Source organism: Amycolatopsis sp. NPDC004378 (assembly GCF_053602455.1).
Window position 1 is genome coordinate 51,195 of record NZ_JBSGDR010000027.1, and the last position, 19,295, is coordinate 70,489.

General features: G+C 66.9%; 12 protein-coding genes and 1 pseudogene. 4 read left to right on the top strand and 9 right to left on the bottom strand.

The genetic code is table 11. The features are described 5' to 3' along the window. The first annotated feature begins 119 nt into the window (after window positions 1–119). The gene (locus ACWEN0_RS43505; RefSeq protein WP_451986831.1) at window positions 120–356 is read left to right on the top strand and encodes a hypothetical protein; all 237 of its coding nucleotides are present in this window, start codon (window positions 120–122) and stop codon (window positions 354–356) included. On the opposite strand, the gene ACWEN0_RS43510 is transcribed toward ACWEN0_RS43505, so the two are convergent. Beyond that, window positions 328–933, bottom strand: a complete 606-nt coding sequence (locus ACWEN0_RS43510; RefSeq protein ID WP_451986833.1) for a hypothetical protein — start codon at window positions 931–933, stop codon at window positions 328–330. The genes ACWEN0_RS43505 and ACWEN0_RS43510 overlap by 29 nt on opposite strands. Window positions 934–1,489: 556 nt before the next feature. Here ACWEN0_RS43510 and ACWEN0_RS43515 point away from each other — a divergent pair. Further along, window positions 1,490–1,681, top strand: a pseudogene (locus tag ACWEN0_RS43515) (MmyB family transcriptional regulator); the annotation flags it as partial. A 35-nt stretch (window positions 1,682–1,716) separates the two neighbouring features. Here ACWEN0_RS43515 and ACWEN0_RS43520 read toward each other — a convergent pair. From ACWEN0_RS43520 to ACWEN0_RS43555, 8 genes are all read right to left on the bottom strand, one after another. After that, window positions 1,717–2,532: a carbohydrate ABC transporter permease gene (locus ACWEN0_RS43520; protein ID WP_451986835.1), complete on the bottom strand. Its 816-nt coding sequence runs from the start codon at window positions 2,530–2,532 to the stop codon at window positions 1,717–1,719. 53 nt (window positions 2,533–2,585) lie between these two features. After that, window positions 2,586–3,539, bottom strand: coding sequence for a carbohydrate ABC transporter permease (locus ACWEN0_RS43525; protein WP_451986837.1), 954 nt, complete (start codon window positions 3,537–3,539; stop codon window positions 2,586–2,588). A 10-nt stretch (window positions 3,540–3,549) separates the two neighbouring features. Continuing rightward, complete coding sequence (locus ACWEN0_RS43530; protein WP_451986839.1) at window positions 3,550–4,917, bottom strand: ABC transporter substrate-binding protein; 1,368 nt, start codon at window positions 4,915–4,917, stop codon at window positions 3,550–3,552. A 25-nt stretch (window positions 4,918–4,942) separates the two neighbouring features. Beyond that, window positions 4,943–6,712 (bottom strand): glycoside hydrolase family 35 protein, encoded by a 1,770-nt coding sequence (locus ACWEN0_RS43535; RefSeq protein ID WP_451986841.1) that lies wholly within the window; start codon window positions 6,710–6,712, stop codon window positions 4,943–4,945. Between the two features lie 109 nt (window positions 6,713–6,821). After that, a complete protein-coding gene (locus ACWEN0_RS43540; RefSeq protein WP_451986843.1) occupies window positions 6,822–7,823 on the bottom strand; it encodes a LacI family DNA-binding transcriptional regulator in 1,002 nt (333 codons plus the stop codon). A 409-nt stretch (window positions 7,824–8,232) separates the two neighbouring features. Next, on the bottom strand, window positions 8,233–12,861 hold the full coding sequence (locus ACWEN0_RS43545) for an RHS repeat-associated core domain-containing protein (RefSeq protein WP_451986845.1): 4,629 nt from the start codon (window positions 12,859–12,861) through the stop codon (window positions 8,233–8,235). A gap of 251 nt (window positions 12,862–13,112) precedes the next feature. Continuing rightward, the gene (locus ACWEN0_RS43550; protein WP_451986847.1) at window positions 13,113–16,205 is read right to left on the bottom strand and encodes a glycoside hydrolase family 18 protein; all 3,093 of its coding nucleotides are present in this window, start codon (window positions 16,203–16,205) and stop codon (window positions 13,113–13,115) included. Window positions 16,206–16,286: 81 nt separating this feature from the next. Then, entirely contained in the window at window positions 16,287–17,153 is an 867-nt protein-coding gene (locus ACWEN0_RS43555; RefSeq protein ID WP_451986849.1) for a helix-turn-helix domain-containing protein, read from the bottom strand. Between the two features lie 470 nt (window positions 17,154–17,623). Between ACWEN0_RS43555 and ACWEN0_RS43560 the strand changes: the two genes are divergently transcribed. Continuing rightward, on the top strand, window positions 17,624–18,478 hold the full coding sequence (locus tag ACWEN0_RS43560) for an MBL fold metallo-hydrolase (protein ID WP_451986851.1): 855 nt from the start codon (window positions 17,624–17,626) through the stop codon (window positions 18,476–18,478). Window positions 18,479–18,568: 90 nt separating this feature from the next. After that, the gene (locus tag ACWEN0_RS43565) at window positions 18,569–19,186 is read left to right on the top strand and encodes a hypothetical protein (RefSeq protein WP_451986853.1); all 618 of its coding nucleotides are present in this window, start codon (window positions 18,569–18,571) and stop codon (window positions 19,184–19,186) included. The last annotated feature ends 109 nt before the right edge of the window (window positions 19,187–19,295 follow it).

Sequence of the window (19,295 nt, forward strand, 5' to 3'; positions counted from 1 at the left end):
TCGCCGGCCTCTCGACCGGGACCCCGGCGTCTCTCGAGCGAGGGCTCGTACGGTGAGCGCCTCGACCGCCGAGCACCGGAGGCGTTGCCGTGTCCGCAAGACTCCGCTGCGCCGGGTACGTGATCGCGGCCGCCGCGCTCGGCACCGGCCTCGTTCTGCTCACGATGCCGATCACCGCAACGGACAACGAAACCCGCGACGTGGTCTGCGGCTCCGTGTTCGAGCAAGCCGACAGCGCCGGCCCGTGGTGCGCGGATGCCCTCACCGGCCACGAGGTAGGCGGCTGTGCGGCCGGTGCGCTCGGAATCCTGGTGTGCGCGCTGGCAGTCAGTTTGCGCTTCCGCGGAGAGCCGTGACCAAGCCGGTCACACCGCCGCCGGCCCGATCGCGCGGCGCCGGGACGCCGAGTCGCCGACGCGCGGCCGGGCGCGGAGCCCACGGCGTACGGCCCCACGGCTTGGCCACCGAAAGCCACGTCATGAACAGGAAAGCGACGATGTTCAACGCGGCGCCGTAGGCCAGCTGGCCGGCGACCGGGCTGGCGACGCCCGCCGCGCTCGCGGCCATGCTCTCCTCGACCCACGCGCCGAGGCCGTAGGTGCTGTAGACGATCACGGCGGCCGTCAGGACGAGCTTGATCAGCACCCACCAGTGCCGGGTCAGCCCCCACTTCGTCGCCAGGCACAGCACTATCCCGCCGACGAGGCTGGCGAACGCCGCCGGGATCACCACGAACTCGTCGATCCGGTCGATCATGGTGTAGCAGACGCTGCGCACCTCGGGCTGGTTCGAGTACCCGGCGGTCATCGCGAGCACGACGTTCGCCGCACCGGCGCCCATCCACCCGACGGACACCACGACGTGCACGAACACCATCAGCTGCCGCAGTCGCTTGCCGGCCGTCCATGGCCCGATCACCAAGATCGCCTCCACTTCCTTCGAGCATCCTGGCGTTCGCCAGGCGCCCTGTTCACCGCGCGGCCGCCAGGTGAGTCGAGTATGAAGCGATTGAGCACCCGCAGCGCGCTGGGCGACAAAGATCACCCTTCTCAGGCACTCAAAGCAGAATTCTTGCGCTTGCCCCGGCCGACCGGCTTTCCGCCCTGCTTGCTCTGGTCGAGAACGAACCGGGCGGCCCGGGTCAGGCAGAGCCGGCCTCACCGCGCTCCGGCCAACCCGTCCGGGGAAGCGCGTGGTGGCTCGATCCCGGATCTCCTCGAGTACCCGCCGGTCGCTCACCGTCGGCATCGGCTGGGCGGCCGGCTTGGCACACTTCGTGGCGCTGAGCGTGATCTTGTCGGTCATCGCCTACCGACTCTCATCGACGTCGACGGGCTCGCTCAGCGACACCCCGGTGGCATTCAGCTGACGCCGACCCCGGTCGTCGGCAAGCAAGCGCCGCAGTTCTCTGAAGCATGTCTGAAATGCCTTGGTCCAGGTGATCACAGGCTGTAGGACGACCGCTGATCGGTGGCCGATGGCCACCTTGATGCCCCCGGCCCGAACGACCTATCCCGACTCGGAGCAGGTTGTCGCCCAGGACGTGGCCGCGCTGCGCGCGTCCGTCGGAGCCGACGGGCCTGACTCCATCCGGGACCGGTTGGTGGCCGAGCTGACGGTCGGAAAACCTGAACTCGCCCTGGCTAGGGAGACGGCAGCACGCTCGCGCGAAGTCCAGTGGCCATCAGCGGTTCCGGGCCGGCTCCCCGCGTCGGCTCAGTCCTTGACGCTCCCCGCCGCGAGTCCGGTCCGCCAGAACCGCTGCAGTGCGATAAAAGCAAGGATGAGCGGAACGATCGACAGCAGTGATCCGGTGACGACGATGCTCTTCAGGTCCGGATCGCGGGTGATTTGGGTGTTGAGCGTGTACAGGCCGAGGGTGACCGGATAGAGGCGGTCGCTGGTGAGCATGATCAGCGGCAGCAGGAAGTTGTTCCAGATGGCGACGAACTGGAACAGGAAGACGGTGACCAGTGCGGGCGCCATCAGCCGCAATGAGATGGTGAAGAACACCCGCAGGTCGCCGGCGCCGTCGATGCGGCCGGCCTCGAGGAGCTCGTCGGGCACCGACGCCGCGGCGTAGACGCGGGCGAGGTAGACCCCGAACGGGCTGATCATGCTCGGCAGCAGCACCGACCAAACACTGTTGGTCAGGCCGACGCCGGCGAGCATGAGGAACAGCGGCACCGCCAGCGCCGTTGGGGGGACGAGCACACCGGCGAGGATGGTCGAAAAGGTCGCGTTGCGCCCGCGGAAGGTGAACTTCGCCAGGGCGTAGCCGGCCATCGCCGACAACATAGTGGCCGCGGCGGCTCCGACGATCGAGTAGAGGGCGCTGTTGGCGAGCCAGCGCAGGTAAACACCGTCGCCGTAGGTGAGAGTCCGGTCGAGGTTGTGGCCGAGCTGGTTGTCGGAGAACCAGAGGCTGAAGGTCGAGGTCAGGTCGGCGGCGGACTTGGTGGAGGAGACGACAAGCCAGAACACCGGAAGGAGAAAGTAAACGCCGGCTACGAACATCGCCGCCGTGGGCACGACGGACAGCCGTGCTTCGCGACTGCGCCGGGATCCTGTCGGCATTGATCTGGTCATAAGGCAGCTCGATTGCGCGTGATGCGGAAGAAGATCAACGAGAGCAGAGCAATCACGAGTGTGACGATGACGCTCATGGCCGCGCCGAGGCCGTAGTTCTGAGCGGAAATTTGTGCGTAAGCGGCCATCGATGGCGTGTAGGTCGAGGAAACTGCCGTCGACACACTCGCCATGACCTGCGGCTCCGTGAACAGCTGAAAAGTCCCGATGATGGAGAAAACGCCTGTCAGCACCAACGAGGGCGCGATGATCGGCACCTTGATCCGCCAGGCGATCGCCCAGCCGGACGCGCCGTCCAACCTGGCCGCCTCGTACAGCTGTGGGGGAATCGCCTGCAGCGACGAGTAGAGGATCAGCATGTTGTAGCCGGTGAACGTCCAGGTGACGATGTTCGCGATCGAATACAGGATGACATTGCCGGACAACAGGTCGGGACTCATGCCGAGCGGCTCGAGGAGCTGGTTGATCGGCGACAGGTTGGGGGCGTAGAGGAAGCCCCACATCACCGCAGCGATCACTCCGGGCACGGCGTACGGCAGGAAGAAGGCGAGCCGGAAGAAGCGACGCAGCCGCACGATGGTCGAGTCGAGCGCCAGCGCGAGCACCAGTGCGAGCCCGAGCATGATCGGGATCTGGATCACCCCGAACAGCAGTACCCGGCCGAGGGAACCGGTGAACCCGCTGTCGCCCAAGGCCGCGGAGTAGTTGCCCACTCCGGCGAACACATCGCGAGCGGCGCCGTAGGTGGATGTCCGTTTGACCGTCGTGAAGCTCTTCACCACGGCCACGACGATCGGGATCACGTAGAAGAGCACGAAGCCGGTGAGGAACGGCGCCAGCAGCAACCACGCGGCCCGCGTCGCGTAGTGCCCCCGCCGGGCACCTCCACGAAGCGCCCGGCGGGTGTCCGTTCGATCGGTGTCGAGATGGACGGGGGTCACGGCGGTCATGAGCGGATCCTCAGTTCGACGCCACGGGGATGGACTGGCGCTTCAGGTCCGTGATCGTCGCCGCTCCGGCGTCGGTGAGGGCCTTGGTGAGCGTGCCGTTGCCGGCCAGTGCGGCGCCGAAGCCGTCGCGCACGTGGGCGTAGGTCTGCTCCATCGATGGGCCCCACGTGAAGTCCTGACTGACGCCCTTGCCCGCATCGCGGAACACCGCATCGACGTCCTGGCCGCCGAAGAACGCCGTGTTCGCCGGCGAGGCCTTCGCACTGGCCTGGGCATCGGTGGTCGCCGGGTAGATACCGCCCTCCTCCTGCAGGATGGCCAGCGACTGCGGATCGGTGTTGAGCCACAGAGCGAACTGCGCCGCCTCGGCCGGGTGCTTGGAACCGGCGAAGACCGCGGTCGTCGACCCACCCCAGTTACCCGAGCGCTGCTCACCCTTGGTCCACTGCGGCAGCGGTGCGACGGCCCATTTCCCGGCCGTCGACGGGGCGGCCTTCGCAATGGTGCCGACACCCCACACCGCGCCGGTCCAGGTCGCGATCTGCCCGGAGTCGAGTGCCTTGTTCCACGACTCCGAGAAGCCTTGGAAGTTGGACACCAGGCCTTGGCTCAGCAAGCCCTGCCAGTAGTCGGCGACCTTGGTCGACGCGGGATCGGTCAGCGCGACCTTCCACTCCTGGGCGTTCTGGGTGAACCAGTGTCCGCCGGCCTGCCAGACCAGGCCCGCGAACCAGTTGACGTCCTTCTGCGGAAAGTGCGTGATGGTCAACGCCGGGTCGGCCGCGTGCAGCTTCTTGGCCGCGTCCGCGTACTCGTCCCAGGTCGTCGGAACCGGAATCTGGTACTTCTCGAACAGGTCCTTGCGGTAGAACAGCCCCATCGGGCCGGTGTCCTGCGGAACGGCGAAGACCCCGTCGCCGCCGACCGAAGCCTGCGCCCACGTCCAGTCGACGAACTTCGACTTGGCGTCCGCCACCCCCGGACAGGCCGCGATGTCGCGCAGCCCCTGCTGGACACGGAAACCGGGCAGGGAGTCGAACTCGACCTGGCCGAGGTCCGGTGCCTGCCCGGCCTTGAGCGCGGTGAACATTTTGTTGTACGTGCCCTGGTTGCCCTGTGGCGTCTGCTCGACCGTGACGTGGATGTCGGGATGACCGGCGTTCCACGCCGCGACTGCCTTGTCGACGCCGGGCAGCCAAGACCAGAACGACAGCTCGACCTTGCCACCGGTCGGCGCGCAGGAAGCTCCGGTGCCGGCAGCGGTCGTGTCGTCGCCGCCGGAGCAAGCGGCCGCAACCAGGCCGAGTGCGGCGAGAATCGCCGCGACCAGCAGCCGACGTGGACGGGATGGAGTGCGGAGCTGGGGAGTACGCCTCATTGCGCCTGTCCTTCTCGTGTTCGGTTCAGCCGAGATCGGGGGTATCGGTCAGCACGATGCGCGGACTGCGCACATGGTGCAGCTCGAGCACGCGGATGTCATTGCTCCCGCGACGCAGCAGCGGCCCGGGCAGGTACAGGGTGTGCTGCGGACCGCGGTCCCAGTAGCGCCCGAGGTTGAATCCGTTGACCCACGCCAGTCCCTTGCTGAAGCCGGGCAGATCGACGAACGTGTCCCCGAGCTCGTCGAGGACGATAGTGCCGTGCAGGAAGACTGGTCCTGCCAAGTCTTCGCCGGACGCGTCGGCAGTGGCGAAGTCGACCGCGTCCACATTGTCCAGGTGAAGGGGCCGCATCGTGAACGGCCCCTCGACGGCGACGCCGTCCAGCAGCACATCGCCGAGAATGCCCTTGGCATCGGCGAACTCGGGACCGTAGTTGACCCGGCCGAGGTTCTCCACCAGGAGCGTGACGGTCGTGCCGGGACGGGCGACGCGCAGGACCATACTGTTCACGCCGCTCTCGCGCTCCAGCACACCACGCTCGACGCCGTCGACGAAGACCTGCGCCCGGTCGCGCACACCCGGGACCGACAGCACATAGGTGCGCGCTCGGGCGACATCGAAGCTGTACGTGGTGAACCCGAAGTTCTGGCCCAGCTGCTCCATGGTGCGCGGTCCGGCTGCCTCATCCGGCGCCGACAGCACGTCGAGTACGTTCCACAGCGGAAGAGCCCGGGTCAGTTCCACGGTGTGCCCGCCGATCCGGGGTTCCGGCGTCGGCGCCTCGACCTGTGGCAGCGTGGTGTACCGGCCGAGAACTTCACGGTAGGCCTCGAACTTCTTCGTCGGCGTCCCATCTTCGGAAAGCGGCGCGTCGTAGTCGTACGACGTGATCGTTGGCTGGTAGTGCTCGAAGTGGTTGGCGCCGTTGGTGAAGCCGAAGTTGGTGCCGCCGCAGAACATGTATAAGTTCACCGACGCTCCCGCGGCGAGCATCCGGTCCAGCACCGCCGCGGCGTCCTGGGGCTCGCGCACATGGTGCTCTTCGCCCCAATGGTCGAACCAGCCGTTCCAGTACTCCATGCACATCTTCGGCCGACCGGTTTGGTGCGCCTCGAGCGTTCGCCACGCGCGATCCGGCTCGGTGCCGAAGTTCATCGTCCGCCACAGCCCGGGCAGGCTCCCGGACGCCACCATTACGTCGTCGTCCTGGTCGCTGGTCAGCAGCGGCACGGTCACCCCGGACGCACGCATCGTGTCGACGAGCCATTGGAGGTATACGGGGTCGGCACCGTGGTGCTTGGCGTGCGCACCGTACTCGTTCTCCACCTGCATCGCGATGATCGGGCCGCCACGGTCGTGTTGTAGCGCGACCACCTTCGGCAGGAGCGTCCGAAACCAGTCGTCGACTTGGGCGAGGTAAGCGGGGTCACTGCTGCGGAGCTGCAGCTCGCCGGTCCGCAGCAACCACGCCGGCAGGCCACCGAAGTCCAGCTCGGCGCAGACGTACGGGCCCGGACGGAGGATGACGTGCAGATCTTCGTCCTGGGCCGTCCGAAGGAACGTGCAGAGGTCGAGCATGCCGTCGAAGGCGTGTTCACCCGGCCGCGGTTCGTGGAGGTTCCACGGCACGTAGGTTTCGATGGTGTTGAGTCCCATGTAGCGAGCCCAGCGCAGTCGTGGCCGCCACTGCTCGGGCACGATGCGGAAGTAGTTGATGCTGCCGGACAGCACTCGGGTCGGCGTGCCGTCGATGAGAACGCCGGTTTCCCCGATTGTCACCGAACCTGACATCGCTCCCTCTCCGCCTGGCCGGGAACGTTCCCGGGAAAGTTCCCGGGAAGTATGACCCCGGCCTCCGCCGGCGTCAAGACCCCCGTCGAATCCTTCGACGCCCCGTGCGCTAGGCGGTCGCTCGCGGGACCAGCGAGACGGGCAGGACCAGCCGCTGCGGCTCTTGTGCGATGAGTGCCTTGACGAGCATCTGGCCGTGGGCGTACTTGTCGATGTGCACGGTGGTCAACGGCGGATCGAGGTAGGCCGACATCTCCAGATCGTCGAACCCGACGATCGCGCAGCCGGCCGGCACGCGCCGGCCGAGCGAGGTCGCGGCCTGCACCGCCCCGACCCCCATCAGGTCGTTGAACGCGAAAATGCCGCTGACCTGTGGATGAGCCGCCAGCAACGCGGTCGCGGCGGTGAGGCCACCGTCGATGCTCGGCAGGCCCTGGACCACCCGTGCCGAAACGTCACCCAGGCCGAACTCGCGACACGCCTGCAGAAACGCAACCCGCCGCTCGTCGACGGCGACCCCGACCGAACTGTCCAGCATGCCCAACTCGGCGTGACCGTGGTCGACCAGGTGCGCGACCGCCGCCCGGGTACCGGCGGCGAAGTCGTTGCTGACCGACATCATGCCGGTGTCGACGAGCAGCCGATCCGCGACGACCAGGGGAAGCGCCGCAGCGTAACCGGAAAGCGCGGCCTCGGACGTGCCATAGAAGAAACCGACGACTCCCCGCGCGGACCTCGACAGGACGTCCTCCAGAGCGGCCCGCTCCCGCTCAGGCTCGGCATCGGTGTTGTACAGCACGACGCTGCAGCCCAGCGCTTCCGCTTCGTCGTACACGCCGCGGGCCACCGCCGGGTAGAACGGGTTCGCGATGTCGGAGACGACCAGGCCGATCACGTCCGAACGCTGGGTCCGCATCCCCCTGGCCAGGGCACTGGGCCGATACCCCAACCGCGCCGCCGCCTCCAGCACCCGCGTCCGCGTGGCCGGAGCGATCTCGGCCAAGTCGTTCAGCGCTCGCGACACGGTCTGCCGCCCCACACCGGCTTCACGTGCGACGTCGTCGATCGTCACCCGCTTCGGCCGCGCACTGTCATTCGCGAAACCCGCCACCAGCGCCTCCCTTCCACTGCCGAGAGTAGAGCCCTCGCGCGCGTCGAGTGCGCCCGGACAGGCAGGCGAACTGCGCGACCGGTGAATCGGCCATTCTAGACGCGGTGCGGACGCACTACGCCAAGCAGGCCGAGTACATGCGGGCGGTGTCCGGCGCCTCCGAACACGAGATTCGTGGCGGGCTTGGATGGTGCCGTAGCGAGCGGTCGCGTGGTTTGCCGCATGCAGCCACACCGTCGAGCGGCTCCGGGTCACCACGTGCCGACAAGCCGATTTCGCCGGGAGAGACGGGTCGGAAAACATCCACAGTCCTGCGGGACTCAGTGGCCGGTGGTGCCGTCAGGGTGCCTGATCAGGAGCGGCGTGACCATCGCGGGAGACGTGGGGCTGCCCGGCGCGGCCGGCACCGTCACGGCCGGGGATGGACCTGCGTTATCGAACCCGGCGCCACCCCGCCACCCAGCAGAACTTCCTGGGAGCTGGTCCCCCAGTTCTTCGTCATTTTGCCCCATCCGCCGCCGAACAGCCTGGTGGCTTCTGCACGCCCGGCAGCGGTCGAGACATCGATAACAGCACCGGCTCCGCTTCCGCCCGGCTGCTTCCGGTACTTGTTCAGGTCGATCGCGACCGTCCGCTGGCCAGGCTCCCGGTGTTTCTTCGCCACCCGGTAGTCCTTCGTAGTCGAGATGAACCGGTCCTTGAACTCTTTCCTGTTTTTCTTTTTGCCGCCGTGCTGGACGTGCCCGGACGGTGTGCCCAGCTTGTCGTAGTTGATGCTGCCGTCTCTACGCCGAATCGGCAGACCGTTCTTGTCCTTCCCCTTGTTCGAGTCCTTGGGGAAAAGGCCCTGGCTTGGATCCTCCTCGTCTCGGATGTTGCGGTAGACGATGTTTCGGGAACCACCGCCGCACCCACCCGGTGAGCCGGTGAGGCCCAGCGGGTCCCGCCAGGTGACGGGATTGTGCACGTACGCCGCAGGATTAGGCGAGGGGTCAAGGCCCAGCGGGTCGTTGCTGACAAACCTCGCCGTGACCGGATCGTAATAGCGGTGAACGTTGTAGTGCAGACCCGTTTCGGCGTCAAAGTACTGGCCGGGAAAACGCAGCGGAATGTTTGCCTGCCCCGGAACCGAAGGCAGGGGCTCACCCCACAGGGTGGACCTGGCCTGCCAGGCCAGGTTTCCGTGCTCGTCCACCAACTCGGCCGGGGAGCCGATGAGGTCCGTGATGATCGAGTAGAACTCGGTGTCGACCCACGCCTGGTCCGGTGTCCGGATACGCGCGACCTGCGTGATCGGGACATCCGTGTCCTCCTGGTGGTTCCAGGTGGTCGCCCGCTGGCTGTTGTGCACCTGCTCGACCAGCGTGGTGTCGTCCCAGGTGAACTCGATCTGCTCGACGGCAGTCACGCCGTCCGGGGCGAGCCGTTGCTTGGCCACCCGGCGGCCGAGAGCGTCGTAGCAGTAGCGCCAACGTGTTCCCTCCGGGGTGACTGCACCGGTCATCCGGTCCTCGGCATCCCAGCTGAAGTGCCAGGTATCGGGCTTGCTCGACAGGCGTTTCCGCTGCCGGGTGACCACTCGGCCTTGCGCGTCGTAACGGTAGGCCAGACCGCCCGCTGTCCGCAGCCGGGTGCCCTGGTACACGCGCGATCCCTGCGTGTCGGGTTCCCTACCCGGACACGCCGCGTCCACCACGTTGCCCGCGCCGTCGTAGGCGTAACGCTCTGCCCAGCTGGCGCCACGCACGCCGATCACCCGTCCGGCATCGTCGAGTTCGAACACGCGATTGCCGGCGAGCCGGTCGTCGACGGCCGTCACATGACCGTCCGCGCGGTAGTGATAACCCCGCTGCTGGATCCGGCGCACCCGCGCGCCTCCGCCGGAGACGGCGGACACGTGCTGCTCGGCCAGCCGGTTGCGCGCATCCCACCGCTGCACCAGCACGACGCCGGTGTCGAGCAGCCGTTCGACCTCACGGCCGGCCAGGTCCAGCCCGAAGCTCAGCGCCCGCCCACCCGTGCGCAGTTCGACGGCCTGGTGGTCGGCGTCATGGTCCCAGAAGCTCTCCGCACCGGTCGGGGTGCGCCGGTAAACCCTGCGGCCCGCCGCGTCGTAGCGCGACTCGAGCACGCGGCCGTTGACGATCTCGCGCAGTTCCCGGCCGACCGCGTCTCGTTCGATCAGCACGTCCGCATCGGCGTTGACCGCCCGCACGAGCCGCTCGGCCGGGTCGTACTCGAACGTCTCGACTTGACCACCTGAGTGCTTCTCGATCACGTTGCCGAGCAGATCCCGGACGAATCGTATCGACTCCCCGGCCCCGTTCACTCGCTCGACGAGCTGACCTGCCGCGTCATAGGAGTAGCGAAGTTCGCGGCCGTCGAAGTCGGTCTCGGAGACGAGCCGGCCGGCCGCGTCGTACCGGTACTGCCAGCTCAGCCCGTTCGGATCACGAACCGCGGTCAGCCGTAGCGCGCTGTCGTAGTCGAACTCCAGCTTGCTTCCGTCGGGCCGGGTTTCGGCGGCGGGCAGATCGAAATGGGTCGTCTCGACACGGGTCTGGCCGCCTCGCGGATCGAGGTGCGCGACCTGATTGCCCTCGCCGTCGTACCGCCACTGCTCGATGCTGCCGTCGGGCAGGGCGACCGACAGGGGGTTGCCTTCGACGGTCCAACGGAGCGCTGTCACCGCGCCGAGTGGATCGGTGACCGTGGCGACGCGGCCGAACTGGTCACGGGTATAACGAGTGGTGCCACCCAGGCGGTCGGTCACGGCCAGCAGCCGGCCTGCGGCGTCGCTCTCCAGCCGGAGCACGCCCCCCAGCGGGTCGGTGACCGCCGTGAGACGACCGCGGCCGTCGTAGGTGTAGCCGACGCGGCTCCCCGCCGGATCTTCGATCGACGCCGGATATCCACGGTCGTCGTAGGTGTAACGCCAGACCGCGCCGTCCGCCTCCACGGCCGTGGCGCGCCGCCCCTGCTCGTCGAACTCGGCGAACTCCCGAGTGCCGTCCGGCCTGGTGACAGCGGCAAGCTCGCCGTTCTCGGTATAGGCATAGCGGAATGTGCGGCCCAGCGGGTCGGTGCGCGACAAGAGCCGGTTGAACTCGTCCCACTCCGAGAGCGTGACATGCCCGAGCGGATCGGTTTCGCGAACCAGCTGGTGCGCTTCGTTGAACTCCAGGAGGGTGGTGTACCCGGCCGCGTCCGTGTAGGTCGTCACCCTTCCGTCGTACTGCCACTCTCCGGTGAGTGCGCCGCCCGAGCCTTCGGTGCGCACGACGCGACCGGTGGCGTCGTAGTGGTACGAATACCACTCACCGTTGCGGTCCTCCCAGCGGCTGACCCGGCCGTCGGCGTCGTACCCGAAGCGCATCGGCCGCCCGGATGAATTGACGACTTCGGCCAGCCTTCCGCCGGCGTAGCCGAACCTGACCAGCGGGACGGTGTTCTCGCCGGTGCGGAGCGAGAATCCGGTGACCCGGTCGCCATCTGTGGTCACCTCGACGTGGTGCCCACCGGAATGCCGGACCGCGACCAGACGACGCGCGGAGTCGTAGTCGAAGTCGATCCGGTCCTCGGCGCCGGCCAGCACCGCGGAGATCGGTGAGCGGCCGGCCACCGCCCGTCCGAAGCGAAGGGACTGCCCCGCCAGCGGCTGCCGGACCTGGTAGCCGTCCGCCGTGCGGGACAGCGGCCACCGCGGCCCCGCCGCCGGAAGGACCTCGCCGCCACCGGCCGGTGGGTCGGGATAGACGAGCAGCGTGCCGTCTTCGGCCGCGAACACCACGCCCTCGGCGTCGAACTCCAGCCGCTGGTCCACGGTCGACGCCCAGGTGCTGCCGAACGACCGGCCGGCGCGATAGGAGGAAACGTGACTGCGGCTCAGTGTCAGCGGCAGCGCCGCCTCGATGTGCACGTCGGTCTGGGTGTCGAACATGTCGCCGGTGGCCGGGTCGACCGGATCGCCGGAGCCGGGCTTACAGATTTGGTCGCGGCCGGCGGCCTTCGGATCTTTCGGGCGGGCGCTGCTGGCTTTGGTGTGGTCGCCCGGGGCGGCCCGGCCTCCCGGGCCGTCCTTCGGCCCGGCGCCCGGATGCCCGCCGCCCAAGCCGTCCTCGCCCCTGTTCCCCGGTGGTGCGGGGTGGTCGTCACCCCGGGTTCGGGACGGGCCGCTGTGGTCGCTGGAGGCGGTGGTGGCATCGCTGTCCTTACCACGCGGCCTGGACTCCGGCGCCGCACCACCCTTGATGTCCTTCGGCTTCGCGGGTGGTTTGACCTTGCCCGGTTTGATGTTCTTCAACGCTTTCGCCGCGTCTTCGAACACCGTGCGGGCCTTCTTCAGCAATGGCATCAGGGCCTTGAGCGCTTTGACCAGCTTTGTTGTCAGGCTTGCGATTTTCGATGCCGTCTTCGCGACCGCCGCGATCACCTGTGGCACCACCCAGGTCATGCCGATCCCCAAGGTGAAGACCACTTGCAGCGCCCACGAAATCAGATGACCGACCAGCTCCGCGATGATGTCCCGGACCAGTGTCCGGACCGCGGCGACCACTTCGCCGGCGGTCTTCACCCCGCTCGACGCGCCTTCGCAGCCCTTCTGTGCACTCGCGATCAACATCGACGTGTCGGCGGCCCGCTTGCGGTACGCCTCCGCGGCCGGGCCCGACCAGCCACCCAAGTCCTTCTCGACCATGTCCACCAGCTCCGTGGACACACCTTCGAGTTCCTTGGCGACATTGGTCCATGTTTGCGCCTGCGCGGCGATCTCGTCGGCGTTGCCGGTAAGGCCGTCGAGGGCCGCTTTGAGGGGACCGACGTGCTCGATGAGCCAGCCGACCCCGGCGGCGAAGACAGCGCCGAAGGGATCCATCACAGCGGTCAGCGCGTCCAGCGCGGTACCGACGGCTCCCATGGCCACCGAGGCCCAGTCGCCGCTCTCGATCGCCGACTTCAGGCTGGTCGCGTCTTCGAGCAACGGCACGCCGGACACCGCGGTTGTCGAGTCCTGCACCGGCGCGACCAACGGATTGCTCACGATGATATCCCCTCATCCCTGCGAGTCGGGCGGACGTCGCAGACCCCTCTGAGCACACTAGCCGATCTTGACCCGGAGTTGCATGCGCGGCTGCCCGATCGGACAGCAAGGACAGTGCCGCGAGGGAAAACCGGCCGGGCTGAGCCGATTTCGTCACGGGCAGCCTGTCTCCGGCAGACCCGAGCCGGTGAGATCCGCGACGACTGAACCAGCTCAGCGCAAACGCACCGCGGCAAAACTCCGGCGCCCGGTCACGGCGGGTCCGTCTTGGTGTCTTCTCGCACGGCAAGTTCCTTTTTCTTCCACTTCTCCTTGGTGGCAGCCAGGCAGTCCGCGTCGGACTCCACCTCGTCCGCAAGCTTGAGCCCGATCTTGTTGTTCTCTTCATCAGCTTTGTTGTCCGCGGCGGTTCCCGGACGGCCGCGTTCGTGCGCGTCACCCATCGCGATGGCAAACTCTTCGCCCAGCCGCTTCTTGAGCAGACACTGCCAGTACACATGACGCACGGCGTTCTGCTCTTCCGCGTCCGTCATGTGCTCGACCTCCCGGAACACCTCGCGGTGCACACCAAGCCACCGCGGCACCTTCTGCGGATTCCGGAGGGCCACCATGCACTCTTCCTGGGAAATGTTCTTCCCGATCAAGAACGCATACTCCTGAATAGCGGGCCAGCCTTTTTCCAGTACCTTCTGGACCATCTCGGCCTGCAGAGCCGCGACCGCCGCCATGGTTTGTGAACCCAACGCGGCATTGGTCGCGTCCGGCATCGCGGTGTGCACTCCGACCAGTGCGGTACCCAGCACCAATGAGCCCAGGACTGCCACGTACGCCGGAAACACGTAAACCACGGCGACTGCTGCGGCCACGCCGAAAAACGCCTTGACGAAAGAAATCCCCCGCGGAGCGACTCCTTGTGCGCCGTCGAGCAACGCCCGGGTGCGTGTCATGGTGGCGAACACGTCCGCGCTCGGGACGGCGTTGCATTCGCAGTGGAAGTCGGTCCCACTGGGCACGCTCATCCGCATGGTCCAGGTTCCCGGCTGTGGGTTCTCGATGATCAGGCACCGGACCGAGAACCCGGACATCAGCACGAACCGGCCCCCCTCGTTGACGTCCTGGTCGTGGAACGTCCCGCCGGGGTCCTGAATCCGCATGATCACGTCTTCGGGAAAGTCGGCCGAACCATCGCCTCGCGTGAGCACCGCGTACAGGAAAGGCGTGCCCGGTTCGACAGTCATGGTGGTCGTCGTGTTCGTCAAAACCACGTTGCCCGGAAGTGACTCGGCGCTCATGACACAGTAGAAGCATCCGTTGTCACCTCCCACGTGTCCCACGAGTGGAGGCACGGTGGCCGGCTCGTCCTTGACGTCGAAGATGCCGTAAAGGCCGCCGATGCCGCGGTCGTCGATATCCGTCGGCTGATCGAAATACTGGCCCTCAACGACCGCCGGCGTCTTCCTCGCTGCAGCCTTCCAGTCATCGCTCAAGGAAAGTCCCCAGAGGCGTGACCGGTATCGGATGAAGCCGGGCGGGGTCTCGTCTTCCCGTTCCATGTGCCCCCAGAACCAGTCCGGGACACCGTCCACGTTCAGGACGTCGAACTCGCCCCACAGCCCCGCCACGCCCTTGTCCACGATGCGGGTCGGCCGGTTGAAGTACTGCCTCTTGATCACCGCCGGCGCGTTCTGCGCGGTCGTCACCCAGTCGGCCCCATCGGGGATGTTCCACAGCCGGGCCGAGAACTGGCGCACCAGCGGCCCGATGGGGCCGTCGTCCTGGAACTGCAGGTCACTTGCCGTCGCACCCAGGAATCCCGTGGAGTCCCACAAGCAGCGACTGGACACGACCGCCGGCGGATGCGTGACCGGTTCGGGCTCGGGGTGGCCGGAGGCGCGGTAAAGGGCCTTGATGATGCTCTTGCCGTCTTCCCAGACGTCGTCGGAGAGCTCCCAGATGATGACGCCCTGCGCCCCGACGTCCTTGAGGAAGTTCAGCTTGGTGACGGCGGTGTCCGGGGTCTCGAAGTAAAGGTTGTGAGCGAAGGGGTATTCCCCCGGCGGCAGGGGATCGGCGAGGACGGGCCGAGGCGTGCTGCCGGGGACTTGGATGTGCGCGTTCGAGGCCTGGTGAGCTTCGGGGAAGGCAGCCAGGATGTCCTTGTACCTCATCACCTTGTACCCCGGCGGAACCTGCCCCGTCAGGTCGTCCGGGTCCTTGCCGGCGGCGAAGTCGTAGCCGTAGATCGGTACCCCGGCCGCGATCTTTTCGCGAGCGATTCCTTGCCCCGCTCCCTGCCAGTTGACGAAAAGCGGGTTCGTCCAGTACCAGAGACTGTCCTCGACCGAAAGGATCGGGTTGTCCGCCACGTTGGCTTCGTCCCCAGGCGGCTTGCCCCCGGCCGCCGGGCTCGGCCAGCCGCCCTGCTGTTCGGGTTCGTAGGACTCCTGGTAAGTGTCCGACTGGCGGATGTCCGACGTGGCCTTGCCGCGGATAGTCCGCAAGGTCGTGTGCGGGCCCACCGGTGACCGGTTCCACGACCCGGTGAGGTCGTAAGTCATGATCCCGAGCCATTCGACGTGGTCGGCGAGTGCCGGATCGTAGTTGTTCCCGTACCAGGACGAGCCGAACGTGGTCGCCGAGACGATCTTTTCCGGCATGGCCTCCTTCAGCTTCTCGGCGAACAGCGTCAGACCACGGCCCGCGGGATGCGGCCCGTCACTCTTCGACCGGCCACCCAGGTCCTGCCCGCCGGGACGGCCCCACCAGCACTCGAGATCCAGGTCGACCCCGGCCAAGCCGTTTCCGGTGACGAAGTCGGCCACGCTGCGCACGGCCTGACCGAGCTGCGGAGCCGCCGGATCGTTGCCGACCGCTGTCATCAGATCCAGGAAGGCGTAGTCGTTCGCGCCGCCGAGCGCCACCATAATCTTGGTGTCGGACAGCTTCGCGGCGGTGATCACGTCCGGAAGGACAGCGCCGACGTCCGCGACCGACGCGGGGTCGAGCCCGCCGGGATTGGTTTCGCTGAAGGTCAGGAACGCGATGATCCCGTGCGTGAGGTACTGGTACATCTCGAAATTGCCGTACCCGAACCCCTCCGCTTTTCGCCAGGTGGGGATATAGGCGATGATCTTGGCCTTGTCGGTCTTCGCGTGCGGGGTCTGGTCGTACAGTTCGTCGAAGAACCGCCAGCCATTCGAGTTGGCATCCCCTGCTCCCGGCTCCGAAGCCCAGAAAGCCGCGCGGAAGACGTTGCCCTTGTACTTGATTACGGAACCCGCCTGGTAACCCTCGGGTTTCGCCTCCCACTCGGAGATGTCGGGGTAGTCAGAAGAAAAGCCCACTCAAATCACTCCTCGAATATTTAATACGGATACTCGAACGATCCGAAAATTCGACATTGATTGCCGCGACCGGCGCTCTCGTCAGGGCGAGCGGCGAACCGGTTCGCTCGCGGAAAAGTCCTGAATACCGAGCACTTCGACGAGAGCGAGCCGTCCGGCGTCTTCGCTGTTGGGCGTGGCGGTGAACAGCGCGACGCGGAGGTCGCCTCCGTGGAGGGTCAGGATGTCGAGGTCGAGGTGCAGTGGCCCGACCTGCGGGTGCACGACCAGCGCGCGATGAACTCCGTGCGCATTGACCGGTGCCGACCGCCATGCCCGCTCGAAGGCGTCACTCGCCGAGCGCAGCGCTGCGAGCAACGCGGCCAGTTCCCGGTCGGCGGGGTAACGACCGACAGCGGCACGCAGGTCCGCGACCAGGGAAGCGCGGAACCGCTCGGCATCGGCGGGATCCTCGAGACATTCGTTCATCCCGGTGAACTCACGCCAAACCAGGTTGCGCTCGTGCCCGCGTACCCGGTTCAGGTCACCGAACAGAGCAGCCCAAGAGGCGTTCGCGGCCAGCTGCGTCCACGATGCGGTGAAGACACCGACAGGTCCGGCATCGAGCCGGTCGAGCAGCCGGCGCGCACTGGACCCGAGGTGGGTCGGAACGCACCCCTCGCCGGCCGGCGCGTGGCCGGCCAGCGCGCAGAAATGCTCGTACTCCCCCCTGGACAATCGCAGCGCACGGCTCAACCCCTTGAGGACCGGCAGTGATGGCCGTGCCCGTCCCTGCTCGAGACGCCTGATGTAGTCGGCGGACACCCCCGCCAGCGCGCCGAGCTCCTCACGCCGCAACCCCGGCGTCCGTCGCCGAGTGGCCGAATGGGTGACGCCCACCAGTGTGGGTGGCACGCTTTCTCGCCATTCTCGCAGCGCCCGCCCGAGATCACACCATGCTCCACTCACAACACCGACAGTAACAAGCTGGTGATCATCTTGCCTGGGCCTGTTCGGCCCACGTAGGCCCTTACGCCAGGGTCACGTCGAGAGGTGCCGCACGCCGCTCGCGAGCACAACCGAAACGGCCGCCTCGATCGCGACGTCGTCGACACCGAGCAAGGCTGCCTCGCGCACCGGGATCGGGTAACGCGCGAACCAACCGCAGCAAGCCGTCCCGACCGACGGCTCATGGCGAAACGAGCTTTCGCACGTCGTCCCATGCTCGTGGCGGGCGACACGCAGGAGCGCAGCCCGCTGATTCGCGCCACAACCAGCCCACGAAATGAGCACCCAAAGAAGGAAAAGTTTTACTCACAAATCTTACGAACTTCCATCAATTCCAAAGATCCAAAAAGAGATTTCGTCGCCAGGCATTTACCAAAATAGTTTCCAATCCCTGCCTTGCCGCATGCGCCCCCAGGCACCATCATGGGCTGATGACTGATGAGCTCCCGATTCCGCCGGGGTTGCCGACCGAGAACGATCCTGTCGTGGTTCACGACGAATCGGATTTGCGCGTCACCGTCGTCCAGGTGGGATGGGTCGCAGTACGGAAGTCGCACGCCAGGTACCGCGGTCCATGGCCGTTGCGCTACGGCGCCATCGCGATGGATCCTCGTTGGCATGCGTGGCTACCGGTCAACGTCACGGTTGTCGAACACGGAACAGGCGTCTTGCTCGTGGACACCGGGGAGGCGGTCGACCAGCCACCTGGGCACTTCGGCTGCGGGGACCAGGTGCAGGAGTGGGTGTACCGGACCTACCTTCGCCTGCCGGTACGCAGAGGACAAGACGCCCCATCCCGGCTTCGCGCCCTCGGTATCGCGGCGCAGGACGTGGACATCGTCGTGATCACCCACCTCCACGGCGACCACACAGGCAATCTCACGGCTTTTCCTCGCGCACGCGTCCTCGCCGGACCGGGGGAGGCCGCCGGCTACCCTGGAGCCATAACGGCCAGGCTACGCGGCCGCAACTTGATCACTCCCCACTTCCCGGACGGTACTGTCGGCGACTTCCCGAAATCGCTGTGTCTGGTCCCCGACGACACGATTCGCGCGATTCCCCTGCCCGGGCACACAGTCGGTCACATCGGTGTCGGCATCACGGGCGCACGCTCCATCTTCATCGCCGGCGACAGCGCCCTCACCTACGACCAACTGCGCAGCCGCGGCACGCCCGGCATAGCCCTCGATCGCACAGCCAATCAACACACCCAGGATCTTCTCTGCGCCGTTCTCGACTCCGGCGGGTACGTCGTGTTGTCACACGATCGACCACCTCAGCCGTAGCGTCGCTCCAGGCCCGCGCGAAAACGCGTTTCGCACCCACGGAGTGATCATCATCGCGGCTGGCGATGATCGCTGCGGATCGAAGCGCGGATGGCCGAAGTCACGTGTGCAGACACGCACCTCTTCGCAGTCCTCGACGCGTGGCGCCACGGCATGATTGTTCCGGGGATACGACTCCCCGGAACAGAACCGGTCACCGCGAGACGACAATGTGGAGAAATCATGAATTTCAGGTGGCGATGGGCGCAGCAGGCTGCGGCAACGTCCGCGATCGGGGTGACTCTGCTGTCCGTGACCGCCGTTTCATCGCCCGCCGAAGCGGCCGCATCGACGGGCTGCAAAACGAGCACCTCGAGTGCCCAGAACCCCGTCGTGGTCAGCATGTGCGCAACCGCCACGAAGGACGACGCCGGCATCGACGCGGATGTGGACTTCGAACACTCCGCCACGTTCGCGGCCGGCACCTGTACCGTCGTGGCGGGCATCGTCGACCTGCGGGTGCAGGAAGTCCTCTATTCTCAGCACATCGACTGTGCGAACGCTCACTCCACCGGTGGGCATCTCGCCGTCCACAGTGAGCAACACACAGTTGGACGCGGCTGCGTGAACGGCGCCGACTACTCGATGCTCGCCGACGTGCGCACGATCGGAGAAAGTGGCCGGGAAACAGTCATCGCGCGGTCTTCGGTCCTGCTCGACGCGTGCTGATTGCCGGCAAACGGACGGCCGCGGCCGTGGTTGCCGGTTACGCGGCGGCTACGACCGCTGTCCTCGGCTTCATCCGGGAGCGGTGTGGTCCACGCGCAGCGCCTGAAGG